Below are 17,287 nucleotides of genomic sequence, written 5' to 3'. Positions count from 1 at the left end.
GGGTATGGAGTTTATTGTTAAAGAAAATGAAAATCATCAGCTGGAAAGTATTGTAAACCAAAATGACAAATATAAAATGAACTGGGTTGCCATAGGTAAAAACTGGGGAGAAATGTTTCTTCCGGATGGAATTGTAGGAAGAATAGAAAGAACAATATCTGAAGACGGAAAGATAACTGAAAAATATATTTTTTTTAATAATAGGGATTGTGAGTATTTTCCTCAAAAAGGTGGAATAGGTATTGCAGTGCCATTTCCGGATAATTATACGGCTTCTGAAATCTGTATGAAAGAGCGCTGTCATGCACATATTCGGTGTGGTGAAAGTCAAAGTTATATTGCAGGGATCAGAATGGGAGGAGAAAATCCAAATCTTGGGTTGGTTCTGAAAGAGGGAAAAATAGAATGTTACAGCATTATAAGAAATGAAAAAGAACTTAGCAATGACCGGGGAATCATTATATTAAATCCTAAAATAAACAATTTAAAACCGGGAGAAATGACCGTAATCCAATGGGATCTTTTCTGGTATGACGATCAAAGGGATTTTGAAGAAAAATTGCTTCATCAGGAAGGGCAGCTGTTGATACAGTTGGAACATGGAATTTATTTTGAGGGCGAGAACTTAAGCTTTCATATAAAAGCAGATAAAGCAATCTGGCATGAAAAAGAAATCAAAGTCACTCTTGCAGGTGAAAAAATTTCAACTGAAAAAACAGAAAGCGGTAATTGCATAGATTATAGAATTAAAATGGATTCTGTAAGTCAGGGTGAAAAAGAGTTCTTCATAAAGGGAGAAGAATACAGTACATCTGCGGTTATTCTGGTATTACCAAGGGTGGAGAAGCTTGCAGAAAAAAGATGCAGATTTATTGTTGAAAAACAGCAGTATTTTCGCGATGGAAGCCTTTTAGATGGTGCATTTCTCACTTATGATAATGAAGATAAGCGATTGGTTTATGAAAAAGAATACGATCATAACGGTGGCAGGGAAAGAGTGGGAATGGGGGCACTTCTGGCGCTCTGGCTGCAGAAAAATAAAGATATGAAAGTGGAAAAAGCACTGCAGAAATATACCGAATATATATACAGAGAGCTCTACGATGAGAATACAGGTATTGTATACAATGATGCAGGAAGAGATAATACCTGGAACCGTTTGTACAATTATCCATGGCTTGCAATTTTTTTTATGGAAAGATACAGATTGTATAATGAGGTTGCTGATCTTAAAAATATGTATAAAATTATGAAATCTTATTATGCACAAGACGGAGCTTCATTCTATGCAATTGGAATCCCTATGCTGGAATCTGTGAATTTGTTGAAATCGGGTGGTATGGAAAGAGAGGCAGAGGAACTTCTGAGATACTATGAAACACATGGCGAAATGCTTATAAAAAACGGATTATGTTATCCACCGCATGAAGTAAAATATGAGCAGAGTATTGTTGCCCCTGCAGTAAATTATCTTTTTCAGTTATACGAACTTACAGGAAAAATATTATATCTGGAAGAAGGAAAGAAACAATTAGCTGTACTGGTGCTGTTTAATGGACATCAGCCAGATTTTCATATGTATGAAAATGCGGTTCGTCATTGGGATGGATATTGGTTTGGAAAGTACAAAAATCTTGGAGATACATTTCCACATTACTGGAGTTCCTTAAGTGGTGTTGCTTTTCGGGAATATGAAAAAATAACCGGTGAGAGATCATATGGTGTAAAGGCGGAAAATTCATTGCGAGGTGTACTAAGTATGATAAATAGTGACGGAAGTGCAAGCTGCGCATATGTATATCCTTTTATGGTTAATAAGGTAAGATGCCAGTATGCGGATCCATGGGCAAATGATCAGGACTGGGCGTTGTACTACTACTTGAAAGCGGGAAAAAATTATGAATGAGTTAGAAAATAAAGGTGGCTTTACCTTGCCTGGCGAGGCTGGTTATGAAAAATTGACCTTAGAACTTGCAAAAAAATGGGGAGCAGACGTAATAAGGGATTCTGATGGGACAGAACTGTCTCCGGAGATAACGGAGGCAGGATATGGTATTTATTCTACTATTTGTATTATCCGCGGTCATAATCCCTGGGCTATGGAAAATTTGGATAAATTGCAGCAGACTTTTCTTGTCACAGAACCGAAAACTGCAGTTGAGCATTATCTAGAACTAGAGCTCTTAAAAGAGTTTTTTCAGGAGCAGTTTAAAATTAATGACAGTGCAGAAGCTTTGGGGTACTGGCAGGTGTATGACCGCACAACTGACAAGGAAGTAAATAAAGAAAACTGGAGTTATGATAAGAAAAAAGGTGTTGTCAGGATTGAAAACTGTGTATTATGGCACAAATATACAGTCAGCTTTCTGGCATATCGAATTTGGGAAGAAATTTCCATGTATAATCATATTACCAATAACTGGGATAAAGAGCATCTTATACCGATAGATCCTGTATACGCTGAAACACAGGTTTATTTAATTAATTGGATGAAAGAATGGTGCGAAGAACATCCTGCAACTACAGTGGTTCGTTTTACCTCTATGTTTTATAATTTTGTCTGGATTTGGGGAAGCGATGCCAGAAAACGAAATTTATTTACAGACTGGGGCTCCTACGATTTTACAGTGAGTCCTCTTGCTTTACACAATTTCGAACAGAAATATGGATATGCACTTACCGCAGAGGATTTTGTGAATCAGGGGAAATATCGGGTAACCCATATGCCGCCAACAAAAGCAAAAAAAGACTGGATGGAATTTATTAATGATTTTGTAATTTCATTTGGAAAAAAACTAATAGATATTGTGCATGAATATGGAAAAAAGGCTTACGTATTTTACGATGACAGCTGGGTTGGAATTGAACCATATAATGACAGATTTTATGAATTTGGTTTTGATGGGATTATTAAATGCGTATTTTCCGGGTATGAAGCACGTCTTTGTGCAGGTGTAGATACAGAAGTTCATGAACTCAGGCTTCATCCTTATCTTTTTCCGGTGGGGCTTGGAGGAGCACCTACATTTACAGAGGGAGGAAATCCTACAAGGGATGCAATGCAGTATTGGAGAAATGTAAGGCGTGCATTGTTGCGTGAACCGATTCAAAGAATTGGATTAGGCGGATATTTACATCTTACGGAGAATTATCCGGATTTTTGCGATTACATTGAAAAAGTTGCAGATGAATTTCGCATGTTGAAGTCTTTTCATGAAAAAGGAAAGCCTTGGACCTTGAAAACCAAAGTAGCGGTTTTACATTGTTGGGGCAAATTGCGTTCATGGACTTTGTCTGGACATTTTCATGAAACATATATGCATAATTTGATTCATATAAATGAGGCGCTTTCAGGTTTGCCTGTGGATGTTGATTTTATTGATTTTGAGACAGCCAGAAGCGGAGATTTATCCAGATACAAAGTCATTATTAATGCAGGAAAAGCGGGTGACGCATGGAGTGGCGGTGATAACTGGAAAGACGTGAAAGTTGTTGAGGCAATTACAAAGTGGGTATATGAAGGGGGCTGTTTTATTGGAATTGGCGAGCCATCAGCAACCAGTGGATATGATACGTTTTTCAGATTGGCACAGGTACTGGGCGTAGATGAAGATAATGGGGCAAGGGTATGTCATGGAAAATGGGAGTATGAAGTAAAAGCACCACAAAATCATATATTAGATATACTGGAATGGCCAGTAATGGAACATATATACCTGACAGATAAAAAAACAGAGGTATTGGCAGAGGCTGCAGGTGGGTATCCGGGTATTACCAGACACCAGTTTGGAAAAGGAAGTGGAATTTATATGACGGGATTTGCTTTTTCAGAGGAAAGTACCAGATTATTGTTGCAATTGATATTAGAGGCTGGACGGGAAGAACAGGCAGAATGCATTACAGATAATCTGCATGTGGAATGTGCCTATTATCCAGACGCACAAAAATTAGTTGTTATTAATAATTCAGGAGAGAAACAAACAACAAAGATTGTATGTGAAGGAGCCGTTTGGAGCATGCAGCTTGAAGGATATGAAACGAGGCTACAGAATATATGTGGGATGGGAAACAAAAGGCAGTAACATTTAGCTATGATGATGGAGTTTGCCAGGACAGGAGACTGGTAGACATGTTCAACTATTATCATGTAAAAGCAACATTCAATATAAACAGTGGAATGCAGACATATGCCAGCCATTATGACTTTGGTAATGTAAGAGTGCATCATATGAATGCAGAAGGATTAAAAGAATTGTATAAGGGTCATGAAATCGCGGTTCATACATTGACTCATCAAGATTTAACAAAGCTTGATAAAGACACTGTATATAATGAAGTTTTCCTGGATAAACAAAATCTGGAACGGATGTTTGACTGCCAGATTACCGGTATGGCGTATCCTTATGGAACATATAATGATGAAGTGGTTCAGATATTGAAAAAATGTAAAATTCAATATGCACGGTCAGTTGTGTTTTCCGGAGCATTTAAATTACAAAAGAATTTATTGATATTTAAACCAACTTGTCATCATGCTGACGAAAATATATGGGAACTTCTGGAGAAATTTTTAAAAGAAAAAAGTGAAGAAAAGCAGTTATTTTACATATGGGGACACAGCTATGAGTTTGATGTAAATAATAACTGGAAACGGATGGAAGAAATTTTAGACAGATTAATTGGACATAATAATATCTTTTATGGAACAAACAGGGAAGTGCTTCTTCCCTGTTAATAGAAAACAAAAATCAGACTAGCATTTTATCCAGACATTCTACAATCAGTCTGACATTCTTCAGCGCACCTAAAGTGTCGCCTTTTTGCTCCAGGGAGTGGTTGCAGCCCTCGAAAATCCCGCCGGTTTTATCGGGGAAGTTTCTGGCTGCGGCGCGGATCTTGGACTCCGGCATATAGGGATCAGCGGTTCCGGCGAAGAAGAGCCCGTTGATATCGGAGAGATAACGGAGGGTAGAAGGAATTGGAGTCATAAGAAATTGATGGACTTTTCCTTTCAGCTGCAGTGCTGTTTCCAGCTGGCAGGCGATGGTGGTGCCGATGCTTTTGGAGATAAAAATAATATCATCATATTCAGAGAAAGGAACGTTTTCCAATTGGGGGAGCGTTCTTTTTATTGCCAGTTTTATGATAGGTTCCAGTTCCGCTGGGGTGCGGCCGTGGAAGGTGTGGATGTCCTGGCCGTAGTCAAGGCGGATGATTTCATAACCACGTTCAGCAGCCATGGAAGCAGTATAATAGAGAAGGGGCTTGGTGCAGGTATAACCGACACCTGGGAAAATGACGGCAAGTTTTTTCATGTGGGTACCTCGCTTGAATCGTAAATTGAGTTATATTGAGGGATAAAATGTAATCTGAAAGTGGTTATTGCGTCCACTTAGTTCTTGTATTTATTAAAGTATGATCCGATCAGCGTCTGTTTGAATTCATATAAGATATGAGCGTCAAAAGACCCGTTGATATAGCATTATTATATACTTCTTTCACAAAAATTGTAAAGAAATGACGGTAAGAAATATGGTGAATTATCTGTGAAGATATGCTAAAATCGTTATTGTTCAATGAAATAAGAAACAGCTTGAAATTATTAGTGATTCAAAAGCGAAATAACGAGGAGTGACATTATGAAATTATTAATTGTACGCCATGGTGACCCGGATTATGATATAGATTCCCTTACAGAAAAAGGCTGGAAAGAGGTGGAGTATCTTTCACAGAAGCTTTCCAAATTAGATGTAAAAGCTTTCTATGTATCCCCCCTTGGAAGAGCGAAGGATACTGCGGCTCCGACCTTGAAAAAGATGGGAAGAACAGCCACAGAGTGTGAATGGCTGAAGGAATTTCCCTGTCAGATCTGGCGCCCGGATGTGAAAGATAAGAAGATTATTGCATGGGACTGGCTTCCACAGGACTGGATGGCAGACGAGCGCTTTTTCCAGTATGACCACTGGTTTGAGAATGAGGCTATGCAGGAAGGGCATGTGAAAGAAGAGTATGACCGTGTGATCGAGGAGTTCGACAAGCTTCTCGTGAAGCATGGATATGAGAGGAAAGGTCACTATTATAAAGTAAATGAAGAGAATAATGACACGATTATTTTCTTCTGTCATTTTGGATTGGAGTGTGTACTTCTCAGCCATCTACTGAATATCTCTCCGATGGTACTTTGGCATGGCTGCGTGGCTGCCCCATCCTCTGTGACAACTTTGACCACAGAAGAACGCCGTCAGGGAATTGCTGCTTTCCGTATGAGCTCCTTCGGCGATATTTCCCACCTTTATGCCAACAATGAGCCGCCGGCATTTGCAGCAAGATTTTGCGAAGCGTATGGAAATAAGGATCAGAGACACGACTGACATTGTGCATTGAGAAGTGTGTTGTTGTGAAGGGCGTGAACAGTAATCTTCATAGTATTAACGGATGGTAAGAGTTATGTTCTGACTTTCAGAAGATAATGAAACGTTATGATCTGAAAACAGGACACAATGGGAAGAACAGGGATGGAATTGTGATGCCAGTTACGAATTAGTTATTTTCATTTTAGAAATTTTAGAAAAAAATTATAATTTGGACAAATACCTTTCACAATTATGAGGTATGATATATACATCTTAAGAGAAAGAACTCTTAAGAAAAACTCTTTCCTTTCCCTAAAAAATGTATAAATAAACCACCGTCTGTTGGCAAGAACGCTGACTGGGCGGTGGTTTTACGTTGTGGGAAAAATTAGTATTATTACTGAATGCGGCGAAGAGTTAGAGCGTGATATCGTTGCTTGACAATGTTATTATAGACAATGGAGGTACTTATGCAGTCATCAAATCAGCTGCAGGACATGCTTCATTCCATCAATCGGAAGAGCTATCCTGCCTATAAATCCCTGAAAGGGGCATATCAGTTTAACAAATATGTTTTGTCAATTGATCATGTACAGGGCGATCCATTTGCGTCACCGTCCCATATCAGTGTGAAAATTTTTCACAGAGAAGCTGGATTTCCAGCGGAATACTATAAAGATAAACTGACCAGAATTACTTTGGCAGACTATCTTACCAGACAGTTTGAACAGCAGGTGAACCGCTATACTTTTCGGGCAAAAGGCTCTGGAAAAAGTGGACTTATTTCCGTGACCAGATGCGGTCAGGAGGTGCTGGAGCGAACGGCCTGTGAGATTACAGATCAGGGAATTATCGCCCGGTTTTTTGTAGGATTTCCGGCAAATGGACGTACTATAAATGCGGGAGAACTGGAGAAAATATTCTTTGAATTTCTGCCGGTTTGTGTGGAAAAAGCATTTGTATACAGAAATTTAAGTGGAAAAGATTTGGAAAATACTATTTTCCTGGCAGAAGATCAGGCGTATATCAGGGAAGAATTAAAGAAGCGTTCCCTGGTTGCTTTTGTAAATGACGGCGCGATTCTGCCAAGAGAGAGTGGTATTTCATCTAAGCCGATGAAAGGGAGCGTGACATTTTCTTCGCCGGAAAGTCTTCGGGTGACTATGGCGCTTCCCCATAAGGGAAAAATAACCGGAATGGGAATTACTAAGGGAATCACGTTGATCGTTGGTGGTGGTTATCACGGCAAATCTACCCTTCTGAACGCATTGGAACTGGGTGTGTATAACCACATTCAGGGAGATGGAAGAGAATATGTGATCACGGATTCCACAGCCCAGAAGCTGCGCTCTGAGGATGGCAGATTTGTGAAAGATGTGGATATTTCCCTGTTTATAAATGATCTTCCCAATAAAAAAGATACCACCTGTTTTTCTACGGAAGATGCCAGCGGAAGTACTTCCCAGGCAGCAGGAATCGTGGAGGGAATAGAGGCTGGAAGCAAGGTATTTCTGTTGGATGAAGATACATCTGCTACTAATTTTATGGTGCGCGACGCCTTTATGCAGCATGTGATCAGCCGGGAAAAAGAGCCGATCACCCCATTCCTGGAACGCGCCCGGGATCTGTATGAAAAGGAGGGGATTTCCACAATTCTGGTTGCCGGAAGCTCCGGGGCTTTTTTCCATATTGCAGATACCGTGATCCAGATGGACAATTATATACCGGTAGATATCACAGAAAAAGTCCGGGAACTTTGCAGGGATTATCCTTTAAATGAGAATACGGCAGCTGGATTTAAAGCACCACAAAGCCATCGCATCATGTCAAAAAATACGCCGTTGAACAGTTCCAAGAAGGCTTATTACGGTCATTCTAAGGCACAGGGTAAGCCGGAAAGGCTGAAAGTAAAGGTACATGGCAGAGATGGTTTTTCCATTGGAAAACAGGAAGTGGATCTGCGATATGTGGAACAGCTGATCGACAGTGAGCAGACAGGAGCTTTAGGAGCGTTGCTGAAATATGCAGTGGAAAAACTGATTGATGGGAAAAGAACACTGCCGGAAATTGTGGAGCTGCTTTGCAGTAAATTGGAAAAAGAAGGGCTGTCTTTTCTGTCAGAAGGATATACTTCCTGCGGCTATGCAGTGCCAAGACGACAGGAAGTATATGCTTGTTTTAACCGATACAGGAGACCTTGAACCGGATTTGGCCATATCAAAAAAGGCAGTGCAAAGTGTTGGACTGCGCGGCAAAAGATTTGTGCAAGAAAACCTATTTGCCGGTAGCTTTTTACCTGGTTATACGCTATAATGAATTTTGGATGAGGAAAACACAGGGATTATTTTACCTGTGTAAAATGAAAACAGGAGAAAGGTGGATATAGATTATGGAACGTCCAAACGCATGGCTCACATATTCAGATGCTGATATGCAGGATCTGGAAACTGTGGCAAAGAAATATCGTCATTTCTTAAATGTAGGAAAGACAGAACGTGAATGTATCACTCAGATTGTGAAAGAGGCTGAGGAAGCAGGCTATGTTTCCCTTGAAGAAAAGGTGAAAAATGGCGAAGATCTGAAAGCAGGAGATAAAGTTTACCAGGTTGGAATGCAGAAGATCATTGCCCTGTATCACATTGGAGAGGATGATCTGGCCGAGGGTATGAATATCCTTTGTGCACATATCGATTCCCCAAGACTGGATATTAAACAGAATCCGTTATATGAGGATACCGATCTGGCTTATCTTGACACCCATTACTATGGCGGTGTTAAGAAATATCAGTGGGTTGCCCTTCCGATGGCAATGCACGGTGTGATTGCGAAGAAAGACGGCACAGTTGTAAACGTAACCATCGGAGAGGACGAGGACGATCCGGTTGTTTACATCACAGACCTTTTGATCCATCTTGCAGGACAGCAGATGGCGAAGAAGGCTTCTGAGGCTGTTGAGGGTGAGAAACTTGACATCCTGATCGGAAGCCAGCCGCTGAAGGACCTTCCGGATGATAAGAAGAAAGAGGCTGTTAAGGAGAACGTGCTTCGTATTCTGAATGAGAAATACGGTGTAGAAGAGGAAGATTTCCTCTCTGCAGAGCTTGAGATCGTTCCAGCTGGCAAGGCTCGTGACTGTGGTCTTGACCGCAGCATGATCGCGGGTTATGGACAGGATGACAGAGTTTGCGCATATACTTCCCTTCTGGCTCTTCTTGAGATGGAAGCACCGAAGCGTACAAGCTGCTGTCTCCTTGTAGATAAGGAAGAGATCGGAAGCGTGGGAGCAACTGGTATGCAGTCCCATTTCTTTGAGAACAGTGTAGCAGAGGTCCTGGATGCAATGGGACAGTATTCAGATCTCAGACTGAGAAAGGCGCTGAAGAATTCCAGCATGCTTTCCTCTGACGTAAGTGCCGGCTATGATCCTGCATTTGCAGAAGCTTTTGAGAAAAAGAACTCTGCTTATCTTGGAAGAGGTATCGTTCTCAACAAGTTTACAGGTGCCCGTGGAAAATCCGGCTCCAATGATGCCAATGCAGAGTATGTGGCAAGAGTCCGCAGGATTTTTGACGACCATAAGGTTTGCTTCCAGACAGCTGAGCTTGGTAAGGTTGACGTAGGCGGCGGCGGAACCATCGCTTTTATCGCAGCTCTTTATGGTATGGAAGTAATTGACAGCGGTGTTTCTGTTCTCAGTATGCATGCACCGTGGGAGGTTACCAGCAAGGCGGATGTTTACGAGGCAAAGAAGGCTTATAAGGCGTTTCTTCTGGATGCGTAAGCAGGTGCTTTGACGCTCTAGAGCCTTTTTCAAACATGCTCTAGGAAAATAGTTTCTTGAACTACGGATAATTTGAAATTAGCGGACAGACGTTTTAGGTCTGTCCGTGATTTTTATTAAAAAGATGGCAGAAGCTGTTTGAAAACTTACAGAGAGCCTTTGGGGCTCTGTTTCAGGCTTTTTTATTTTGGGAGAGCGAGGGCTGGGTTTGTAATATTTTGAAAATTTTATAAAGTGAGGAGTATTGGATTATGTTAAAAAAACAGGCACCGGGAGAGACAATCCTGAAGGTTGGCGGTATGCTTCTTCTGTTTCTTGGCGTTCTGCTGGCATTTGGAAGTGGAAACACGATTTCTCTGGTTATGAAGGGCAGTAGTGACAGCGCAGTTGTAGAATATCTGAACCAGAACGGTATGACATACAGCCAGCTGGTTGCAAGCAATGTGATGGTTCTGGTGGCAGGAGTAATCTATCTGGCAGCTGGCGTGGTTGGTGTGAAACAGGCTGGTAAGGTGGAGAATGCAGGCCTTTGTGTGGGAATGGGAGGCCTTCTTATTGCAGAGGTTGTGGCAGAAGTGATCGTTACTATGATCTTCGGAGATTTCAATCCGGCTTCCGTGATCCGAATGCTGATGTTCCCGGCTATTTATATGATTGGCGCAGTGCTGAACTGGCAGGCGAAGAAAGCCAGGAGATAGGGAGGCACCGTCATGCTGGAAGAAGTTAGAGAGCTCTGATAGAGTCTTTAAAATAATACCAATCGTGCAAAAAATACCTACAAAAAAATATTTTAAAAAAATTTCAAAAAGGTGTTGACAAAACCACAGGTATCGTGTAGAATATCCATTGTTGTGAGGGACAAATACTTCACAAGTAATAAATGTGTGTTTAGCTCAGCTGGATAGAGCGTTTGGCTACGGACCAAAAGGCCGGGGGTTCGAATCCTCTAACACACGTAATTGAGAAGCGGAATCATTGAGAAATCGATGGTTCTGTTTTTTTTGCACACAAAATCAGACCGCGGGTAATAAGAAATATAAATCCAATATTGAAATAATACTATAATTATGGTACGGTAATTCAAACAAAAGCGTGAAGCTTGTTCGGAAAAATTATTGAGTGAATTAAAGTTCGCGGAAGGAGAGAGGAAAAATGTTCACAGTACTTAATTCAGAAAGCCTATGGATTGGCACAGACTTGAAAAGATTTAATGAGATCCGGGATATTCTGGATAGTCAGAATATCAAGTATAAGTACAAAGTAAAAGATCAGCTGGGAGAATGGACAGGCAGCGGAACTATTCGGGGACGTGTGGGAAGTGCAGGAAATCCAGCGGAGCAAGCCAAGCAGTACGAAATACTTGTAGACAGGAAAAATCTGGAGCAAGCACGTTTTGCGATTCAAAAATGATACGGTATTTTTTATAAGACACCAGATTTTCCTGAACGAATCTGGTGTCTTTTTAGGCGTTAAAACATGTTATTTATATTCATAGAATATATCAGATCAAAATGAAAACACCGACATAGCCTGAATCTGATACTTATTGTGGCGGGATTCTTGTCAGAAACAAGATAAAGCTCCAGATCAAATCTTTCGCTCAGCCTTCCGCGCTTTTTTTGCAGAATACATTTTCTCATCTGCCAGATTGATATAATCATTCAAGGTCAGCCCCGGATCATCGGCAATTACCCATCCGATGCTTGCTTCAATGGGGAATCCCACACGGCTGTTGGCAGAAAACACTTCCAGAGAATCCTGAAGGGTATGAGCCAGCTCCTGTATTTTCTGTTTATTATAATCAGGAATCACGCATACGAATTCATCTCCTCCATAGCGTATGGAAACGGACTCTGCCGGACAGTGCTGCCGCAGGACGGAAGCAATGCTACTGATAGCAAGATTTCCCATATCATGCCCAAAGGTGTCATTGATATATTTCAGGTGATCTGCATCCACAAACATGATTCCAACTGGTCTCTTTTCCTGCATACACTGATGGAAAAGAGGCATGGCAAGCTTCTCGTAAGCCATCCGGTTGTAGAGTCCGGTGAGAGAATCGTGGATGTAAAGCTGAGAAAGCTGTTTATTCATTTTACGCAGGGTAAGTCTTGCATACAGAGCTTCCATGGAAGTCTGGAGTGCATTTAAGGTTTCGAACAGGAACTGATGCTCCAGAAGATAATCACAATTGGTGATGATCAGAAAGCCAATCTCCCGTTCACGAAAATGCAGAGGACAGAACTGGTAAATATTTTGTCCTCTGGTTGCTTCTGCCTGTGGAAGTAAAAGAATTTCTTTCAGATTAAGGTGAAGCCGGTTCGTACCATCCAGGGGAGGGTAAACCAGTGCCATCTCCTTAGGGTATCCTTCTGTCTGATAAGTATCCTCCGGAAGCTCAGGCAGTGTATCCATATTTTCGCTCATAAAGATATCCGGGTTCAAAAACAGATAAATATTTCCGCAACCATGCTTTGTCAGCCAGTTCTGCATACGTCCTGCAAGCTCTGTGTATCCTGCACAGTCCAGGAGAACACGGTTCAGATCCATCATCCAGTTTTGCATATCGCTCTGACGTGCTTCTGCAACGATGCGCTTGATTACATACTCTCCACGGTCAGGTGGATTCTGGGAAACGCAACCGCAGCTTTCCTGAAAAACGTAGGTGAAAGGTGCGTATATATAAGTTTCCTCTGCATTTCCATTCCAGATTTTTTCCAGCATTAAAAGGGCATTTTCCATGATATCGGCTTTGGAGAAGCCTACCGTGGTAATTCTGGGCTCATAATAGGAAGCTTTGTCTTCGTTGTCAAAACCGGTTACCAGAAAATCCCCGGGAATAGAATATCCGGCTTCCTTGGCGGCCAGACAGACGCCTACAGCTGTATTGTCGTTGACACAGACAAAGGCATCTGGAAGCAGGTTTTTCTCTTTAAATGTGGAAAATGCCTGGATTCCGGTTTCAATTTCATAATTATGATGGATCACGCGCTGCTCCTCGAAAGGAATCCCATGGCGAAGAAGGGCATCCCTGTAAGCTTTGAAACGGAGCTGATTTTCCCTGTTAAATTCTGGCCCGCCGATGAAATTTAAGGTACGGCATCCATGCTCTGTGATCAGGTGCTCAACAATCCGGCTAATGGCTTCGTAGTTGTCAATTCCGGAATGGTACAGTCCTGGAATCTGCTCAAGAAGAGAAATTGCTGGGATGCTGCTGAGCTTCGCGCGTTCAATTATCTCTGCAATCAGGTCTGGCTGGGACACGGTGGCAAGATCCAGAAGGATGCCGTCAAATTCTGAAAAATCCGGAAGCCGTGCAATGTTATATTCTCCTGCATTATGCTTCTCATCCATACTGAAATTCCCAAAGCTCTGAAAAATATATAAATCCATATCTGACTGGTGGGCAGCCATGTAATTTCGATATCCCTGAATCCAGGTATAGGTTACATAACGTTCCCAGCCATCTGTAATAAGTGCTATTTTTTTCATGCAAAAATCTCCCGAATAACAGATTTCACAATGTTGTGAAAAACTATAAACATTGTGAATATTATATCGAATTTTTTATGGAAATGCCACATTTTCTGTGAAAAAATATGTAAAAAATTAAGAAGAAAAATTTGGTAAAGGTGATTTTTAACAAAATAATTTTCGAAAAAGCGAAAATGCAGATGTTGAGAATTATTCTCAATTCCCCTCCTTTTCATAACCGGATAAAAGAGGTATGATAAATATAAGTTAGCATAAACTAACAAAAAACAGAATGATGAATGCTTGTAATTGTTTTTTATGAAAAATGTTCATGAACGATAATGGTTTACAGGGAGGAAAAGAGATGTTTCTTGAAATTAAAGATTTGAAGAAAGGCTTTGGTTCCGGAGACAGCAGGACAGAGGTTCTTCGGGGAATTGATTTTTCTGTGGAAAAAGGGGAATTCTGCGTGCTTCTTGGACCGTCTGGTTCTGGAAAATCCACACTTTTGAATATTATCGGTGGAATTGATGAGCCAGATGAGGGCTATATTTCCATAGATGGGGAAAAAACAGGAGATATGAAGGAGAAAGCGCTGACTCTTTACCGCCGGAAGCATCTGGGATATGTTTTTCAGATGTATAATCTGATCCCAAATTTAAATGTAAAGGAAAATATTGAGGTGGGCGCATATCTCAGCGATAAGGCACTGGATATTGACGAGCTGCTTCATACACTGGGGCTTTATGAGCACAGACATAAGCTGCCTAACCAGCTTTCCGGCGGTCAGCAGCAGAGAACGGCCATTGGTCGTGCTATTGTAAAAAATCCGGACATTCTTCTCTGCGACGAGCCTACAGGTGCACTGGATTACAACACATCCAAGGAAATTCTGCGTCTGATCGAGCAGGTCAACCAGAAGTACGGAAATACCATCATCATGGTTACCCACAACGATGCCATTAAGAATATGGCAGACCGCATAGTGAAGCTTCGTGACGGTCAGATCCGCAAAAACTATCTCAATGAGTCAAAAGTCGCAGCCGACGATCTGGACTGGTAAGGCGGTGCGCTATGAAGAATCCATTGTGGAAACGTCTTCCAAGAGAATTGAAAAGTGATTTCGGAAAATATATTGTGATCTTTCTGTTTATGACACTGACCATAGGCTTTGTCTCGGGCTTTCTTGTGGCTGATGACAGTATGCTGGCTGCTTATGACGAAGGTTTCGAAAAATATAACATTGAGCATGGCAACTTTACCCTTTCTTCGAAAGCCAGCGAAAGCGATTTAAAGAAAATTGAAAAAAATGGAAAAGTACGAATCTGCGAAAATTTTTATCGGGATGAGGCCACAGATGCGGATCTGGACGGAAACGAAGAGGGAACCATGCGTATCTATCAGGAGCGTACTGATATGAATCTTGTGTGCCTGATGTCAGGGGGAATGCCAGCTGCAAAGAACGAGATTGCCATTGACCGGATGTATGCAGATAATAACAAGCTGAAGGTTGGTGACAAGCTGAAAATCGCAGGAGAAGAACTGACAGTTACCGGACTGGTGGCATTACCTGACTACAGTTGTTTATTTTCCGATAATAGCGATATGATGTTTGATGCTGTAAAATTTGGCGTGGGTATTATGACCGAGAAAGGTGCGGATGCTTTTGGAACAACCCATCTGGAGTACCGCTATTCCTGGCAGTATGAGACTGCACCAAAGGATGATATTGAAGCGAAAAACATGTCAGAGGATTTTCTGGAGGTTCTGGTCAAATATGGAAATGTGACAGGTTTTATCCCGGCCTATTCCAATCAGGCCATCACTTTTACCGGTGAAGATATGGGCGGTGATAAGGCTATGATGGAGGTGCTGCTGTATATTCTGATCGTCATCATTGCTTTTGTGTTTGCAGTTACAACAAATAATACCATTACAAAAGAAGCTTCTGTGATCGGGACTCTGCGTGCTTCCGGATATTCCAGAAGAGAACTTCTGGTCCACTATATTTCCATGCCGGTGATCGTAACTGTGGTTGCTTCTGTTCTTGGAAACGTGCTGGGCTACACCTCCTTTAAAAATCTTTGTGCAGGTATGTATTATGGCAGTTACAGCCTGCCGACCTATGAAACACGCTGGAATGCAGATGCATTTATATTGACCACAGTGGTTCCGGTAGTGATCATGCTGGGAATCAATTTGATTCTGATTTCAGGGAAACTGCGTCTTTCTCCTTTGAAATTCCTGCGTCATGATCTGTCTGCTTCCAAACGGAAAAAAGCTGTGCGTCTTCCGGACTTTAAGTTTTTCAACCGCTTCCGGCTTCGTATTATCCTGCAGAATAAGTCCAGTTATCTGACTTTGTTTATTGGAATCTTTTTTGCAAATGTACTGCTGCTTTTTGGAATGATGATGAAGCCGCTTCTGGATCATTATCAGGAAGAAATTTTGAAGAACATGATCGCGCCGTACCAGTATGTGCTGAATGTACCGGAGGAGCCAGATGAAGATGAGAAATATACGGTTATGGGAATGCTGCAGAAATTTCTTACTCCATCTTTGAAAACAAATGAGAAGTCAGCAGAAAAATTCTGCCTGAATTCCATGAAAAATGTATTGCCAGATCAGGAAGGAGAGACCATAACGGTCTATGGAATCGCGGACGACAGTGCGTATGTAAGCGCGGAACTTCCAACTGATGGAGTTCTGATTTCTGACGGTTATGCAGAAAAGTATAAGATAAAGACCGGAGATACCATTGTTCTGAAGGAAGCTTACGGAAGTGAGACTTATGAGTTTACAGTGCAGGGAATCTACGATTATCCGGCATCTTTGACGGTATTTATGCCGATTTCCTCCTACAGGAAAACCTTTGGGGAAAAGGAGGATTATTTTAACGGTTATTTTTCCAGGGAAAAGATCACAGATCTGGATGAGGATCTGATCGCAACAACGATTACGGAGGACGATCTGACAAAGGTCAGCCGTCAGCTGGATGTGTCTATGGGAGAAATGTTCCAGCTGATCAATATATTTGCAGTTGTGCTGTTTGCCCTCCTGATCTATCTGCTTACCAAGCTGATCATTGAGAAAAATGCCAATGCCATTTCTATGGTAAAGATTCTGGGGTATGAGAACCGGGAGATCAACAGCCTGTATCTTACATCCACTACGTGGGTGGTGATCTTGTCCATTTTACTTAGCCTGCTGCTGTCTACCTGGACGATATATGGAATTTACGGATATCTGATGTCATCCTTCTCAGGCTGGCTGACCTTATATCTGAAACCAGCGGTTTATCCGGAGATGTTTGCGATGGGAATGGGAGCGTATGTGCTGGTAGCCTTGTTGCAATTTAGAAGGATCAAGAAGATTCCAATGGATGTGGCGCTGAAGAATGTGGAGTAAGAGAATTATAAGAAAATAGAATATTGGAGGATATTGGGGCAGACTTCTATTTCTTCGGGAGTTTGCCCTGATTTATGCTGAGCATTTTATTTTCGGCAATACGTTTTGAGGGTTCGGGTTAATAGTAGCAGCCAGGTTGGAACGGTGTTTTGTTTATTGAGAGATTTATTCATATTTTCATGTTGTGATTTGACGAAGTTTCGTATATACTTTCCCTTGTAGCCCAAAGTGGATATTTTGTATCCGAGCGGGACTTGCTGCGTATAATAAT

General features: G+C 41.5%; 12 protein-coding genes and 1 tRNA gene. 11 read left to right on the top strand and 2 right to left on the bottom strand.

What is annotated here, in order from left to right:
- The first annotated feature begins 4 nt into the window (after positions 1 to 4).
- The 3 genes from ACESTK_RS15640 to ACESTK_RS15630 are packed head-to-tail and all read left to right on the top strand — an operon-like array spanning position 5 to position 4,735.
- Positions 5 to 1,906 carry a hypothetical protein gene (locus ACESTK_RS15640; RefSeq protein WP_118581871.1) on the top strand — a complete coding sequence of 634 codons (1,902 nt, stop codon included), beginning with the start codon at positions 5 to 7 and terminating at the stop codon, positions 1,904 to 1,906.
- Positions 1,899 to 4,082, top strand: coding sequence for a 1,3-beta-galactosyl-N-acetylhexosamine phosphorylase (gene gnpA / locus ACESTK_RS15635; RefSeq protein WP_373120199.1), 2,184 nt, complete (start codon positions 1,899 to 1,901; stop codon positions 4,080 to 4,082). The genes ACESTK_RS15640 and gnpA overlap by 8 nt, the downstream gene beginning before the upstream one ends.
- Positions 4,055 to 4,735 (top strand): polysaccharide deacetylase family protein, encoded by a 681-nt coding sequence (locus tag ACESTK_RS15630; RefSeq protein ID WP_173719149.1) that lies wholly within the window; start codon positions 4,055 to 4,057, stop codon positions 4,733 to 4,735. The genes gnpA and ACESTK_RS15630 overlap by 28 nt, the downstream gene beginning before the upstream one ends.
- A gap of 13 nt (positions 4,736 to 4,748) precedes the next feature.
- Here the strand turns inward: ACESTK_RS15630 and ACESTK_RS15625 are convergent, their stop codons facing one another.
- The gene (locus ACESTK_RS15625) at positions 4,749 to 5,315 is read right to left on the bottom strand and encodes a hypothetical protein (protein ID WP_173716992.1); all 567 of its coding nucleotides are present in this window, start codon (positions 5,313 to 5,315) and stop codon (positions 4,749 to 4,751) included.
- 324 nt (positions 5,316 to 5,639) lie between these two features.
- Between ACESTK_RS15625 and ACESTK_RS15620 the strand changes: the two genes are divergently transcribed.
- The 6 genes from ACESTK_RS15620 to ACESTK_RS15595 all read left to right on the top strand — a co-directional run bounded on the left by ACESTK_RS15620 (position 5,640) and on the right by ACESTK_RS15595 (position 11,544).
- Positions 5,640 to 6,371 (top strand): histidine phosphatase family protein, encoded by a 732-nt coding sequence (locus ACESTK_RS15620; RefSeq protein ID WP_204454847.1) that lies wholly within the window; start codon positions 5,640 to 5,642, stop codon positions 6,369 to 6,371.
- 452 nt (positions 6,372 to 6,823) lie between these two features.
- Entirely contained in the window at positions 6,824 to 8,554 is a 1,731-nt protein-coding gene (locus ACESTK_RS15615; RefSeq protein WP_373120197.1) for an ABC-ATPase domain-containing protein, read from the top strand.
- 188 nt (positions 8,555 to 8,742) lie between these two features.
- A complete protein-coding gene (locus ACESTK_RS15610; protein WP_195992662.1) occupies positions 8,743 to 10,134 on the top strand; it encodes an aminopeptidase in 1,392 nt (463 codons plus the stop codon).
- A gap of 251 nt (positions 10,135 to 10,385) precedes the next feature.
- Positions 10,386 to 10,832 carry a hypothetical protein gene (locus ACESTK_RS15605; RefSeq protein WP_195992663.1) on the top strand — a complete coding sequence of 149 codons (447 nt, stop codon included), beginning with the start codon at positions 10,386 to 10,388 and terminating at the stop codon, positions 10,830 to 10,832.
- 184 nt (positions 10,833 to 11,016) lie between these two features.
- Positions 11,017 to 11,090: transfer RNA gene (locus ACESTK_RS15600), tRNA-Arg, on the top strand.
- Between the two features lie 196 nt (positions 11,091 to 11,286).
- Positions 11,287 to 11,544 carry a hypothetical protein gene (locus tag ACESTK_RS15595; RefSeq protein ID WP_173719155.1) on the top strand — a complete coding sequence of 86 codons (258 nt, stop codon included), beginning with the start codon at positions 11,287 to 11,289 and terminating at the stop codon, positions 11,542 to 11,544.
- Between the two features lie 177 nt (positions 11,545 to 11,721).
- Here the strand turns inward: ACESTK_RS15595 and ACESTK_RS15590 are convergent, their stop codons facing one another.
- The gene (locus tag ACESTK_RS15590) at positions 11,722 to 13,626 is read right to left on the bottom strand and encodes a diguanylate cyclase (RefSeq protein ID WP_373120196.1); all 1,905 of its coding nucleotides are present in this window, start codon (positions 13,624 to 13,626) and stop codon (positions 11,722 to 11,724) included.
- A gap of 346 nt (positions 13,627 to 13,972) precedes the next feature.
- Here ACESTK_RS15590 and ACESTK_RS15585 point away from each other — a divergent pair, with 346 nt between their 5' ends.
- Positions 13,973 to 14,671, top strand: coding sequence for an ABC transporter ATP-binding protein (locus tag ACESTK_RS15585; RefSeq protein WP_195380209.1), 699 nt, complete (start codon positions 13,973 to 13,975; stop codon positions 14,669 to 14,671).
- 11 nt (positions 14,672 to 14,682) lie between these two features.
- Positions 14,683 to 17,016, top strand: coding sequence for an ABC transporter permease (locus tag ACESTK_RS15580; RefSeq protein ID WP_373120194.1), 2,334 nt, complete (start codon positions 14,683 to 14,685; stop codon positions 17,014 to 17,016).
- Positions 17,017 to 17,287 lie beyond the last annotated feature (271 nt).

Source organism: Ruminococcus sp. Marseille-P328, from assembly GCF_964249465.1.
Classification (GTDB): domain Bacteria; phylum Bacillota; class Clostridia; order Lachnospirales; family Lachnospiraceae; genus Blautia_A; species Blautia_A faecis.
This window is presented reverse-complemented; position numbering and strand designations above follow the sequence as displayed.

Bases quoted from the DNA above. Each gene is read 5' to 3' on its own strand.
- ACESTK_RS15640 (WP_118581871.1), top strand. From the start codon at position 5: ATGGAGTTTATTGTTAAAGAAAATGAAAATCATCAGCTGGAAAGTATT.
- gnpA (WP_373120199.1), top strand. From the start codon at position 1,899: ATGAATGAGTTAGAAAATAAAGGTGGCTTTACCTTGCCTGGCGAGGCT.
- ACESTK_RS15630 (WP_173719149.1), top strand. From the start codon at position 4,055: ATGTGGGATGGGAAACAAAAGGCAGTAACATTTAGCTATGATGATGGA.
- ACESTK_RS15625 (WP_173716992.1), bottom strand. From the start codon at position 5,315: ATGAAAAAACTTGCCGTCATTTTCCCAGGTGTCGGTTATACCTGCACC.
- ACESTK_RS15620 (WP_204454847.1), top strand. From the start codon at position 5,640: ATGAAATTATTAATTGTACGCCATGGTGACCCGGATTATGATATAGAT.
- ACESTK_RS15615 (WP_373120197.1), top strand. From the start codon at position 6,824: ATGCAGTCATCAAATCAGCTGCAGGACATGCTTCATTCCATCAATCGG.
- ACESTK_RS15610 (WP_195992662.1), top strand. From the start codon at position 8,743: ATGGAACGTCCAAACGCATGGCTCACATATTCAGATGCTGATATGCAG.
- ACESTK_RS15605 (WP_195992663.1), top strand. From the start codon at position 10,386: ATGTTAAAAAAACAGGCACCGGGAGAGACAATCCTGAAGGTTGGCGGT.
- ACESTK_RS15595 (WP_173719155.1), top strand. From the start codon at position 11,287: ATGTTCACAGTACTTAATTCAGAAAGCCTATGGATTGGCACAGACTTG.
- ACESTK_RS15590 (WP_373120196.1), bottom strand. From the start codon at position 13,626: ATGAAAAAAATAGCACTTATTACAGATGGCTGGGAACGTTATGTAACC.
- ACESTK_RS15585 (WP_195380209.1), top strand. From the start codon at position 13,973: ATGTTTCTTGAAATTAAAGATTTGAAGAAAGGCTTTGGTTCCGGAGAC.
- ACESTK_RS15580 (WP_373120194.1), top strand. From the start codon at position 14,683: ATGAAGAATCCATTGTGGAAACGTCTTCCAAGAGAATTGAAAAGTGAT.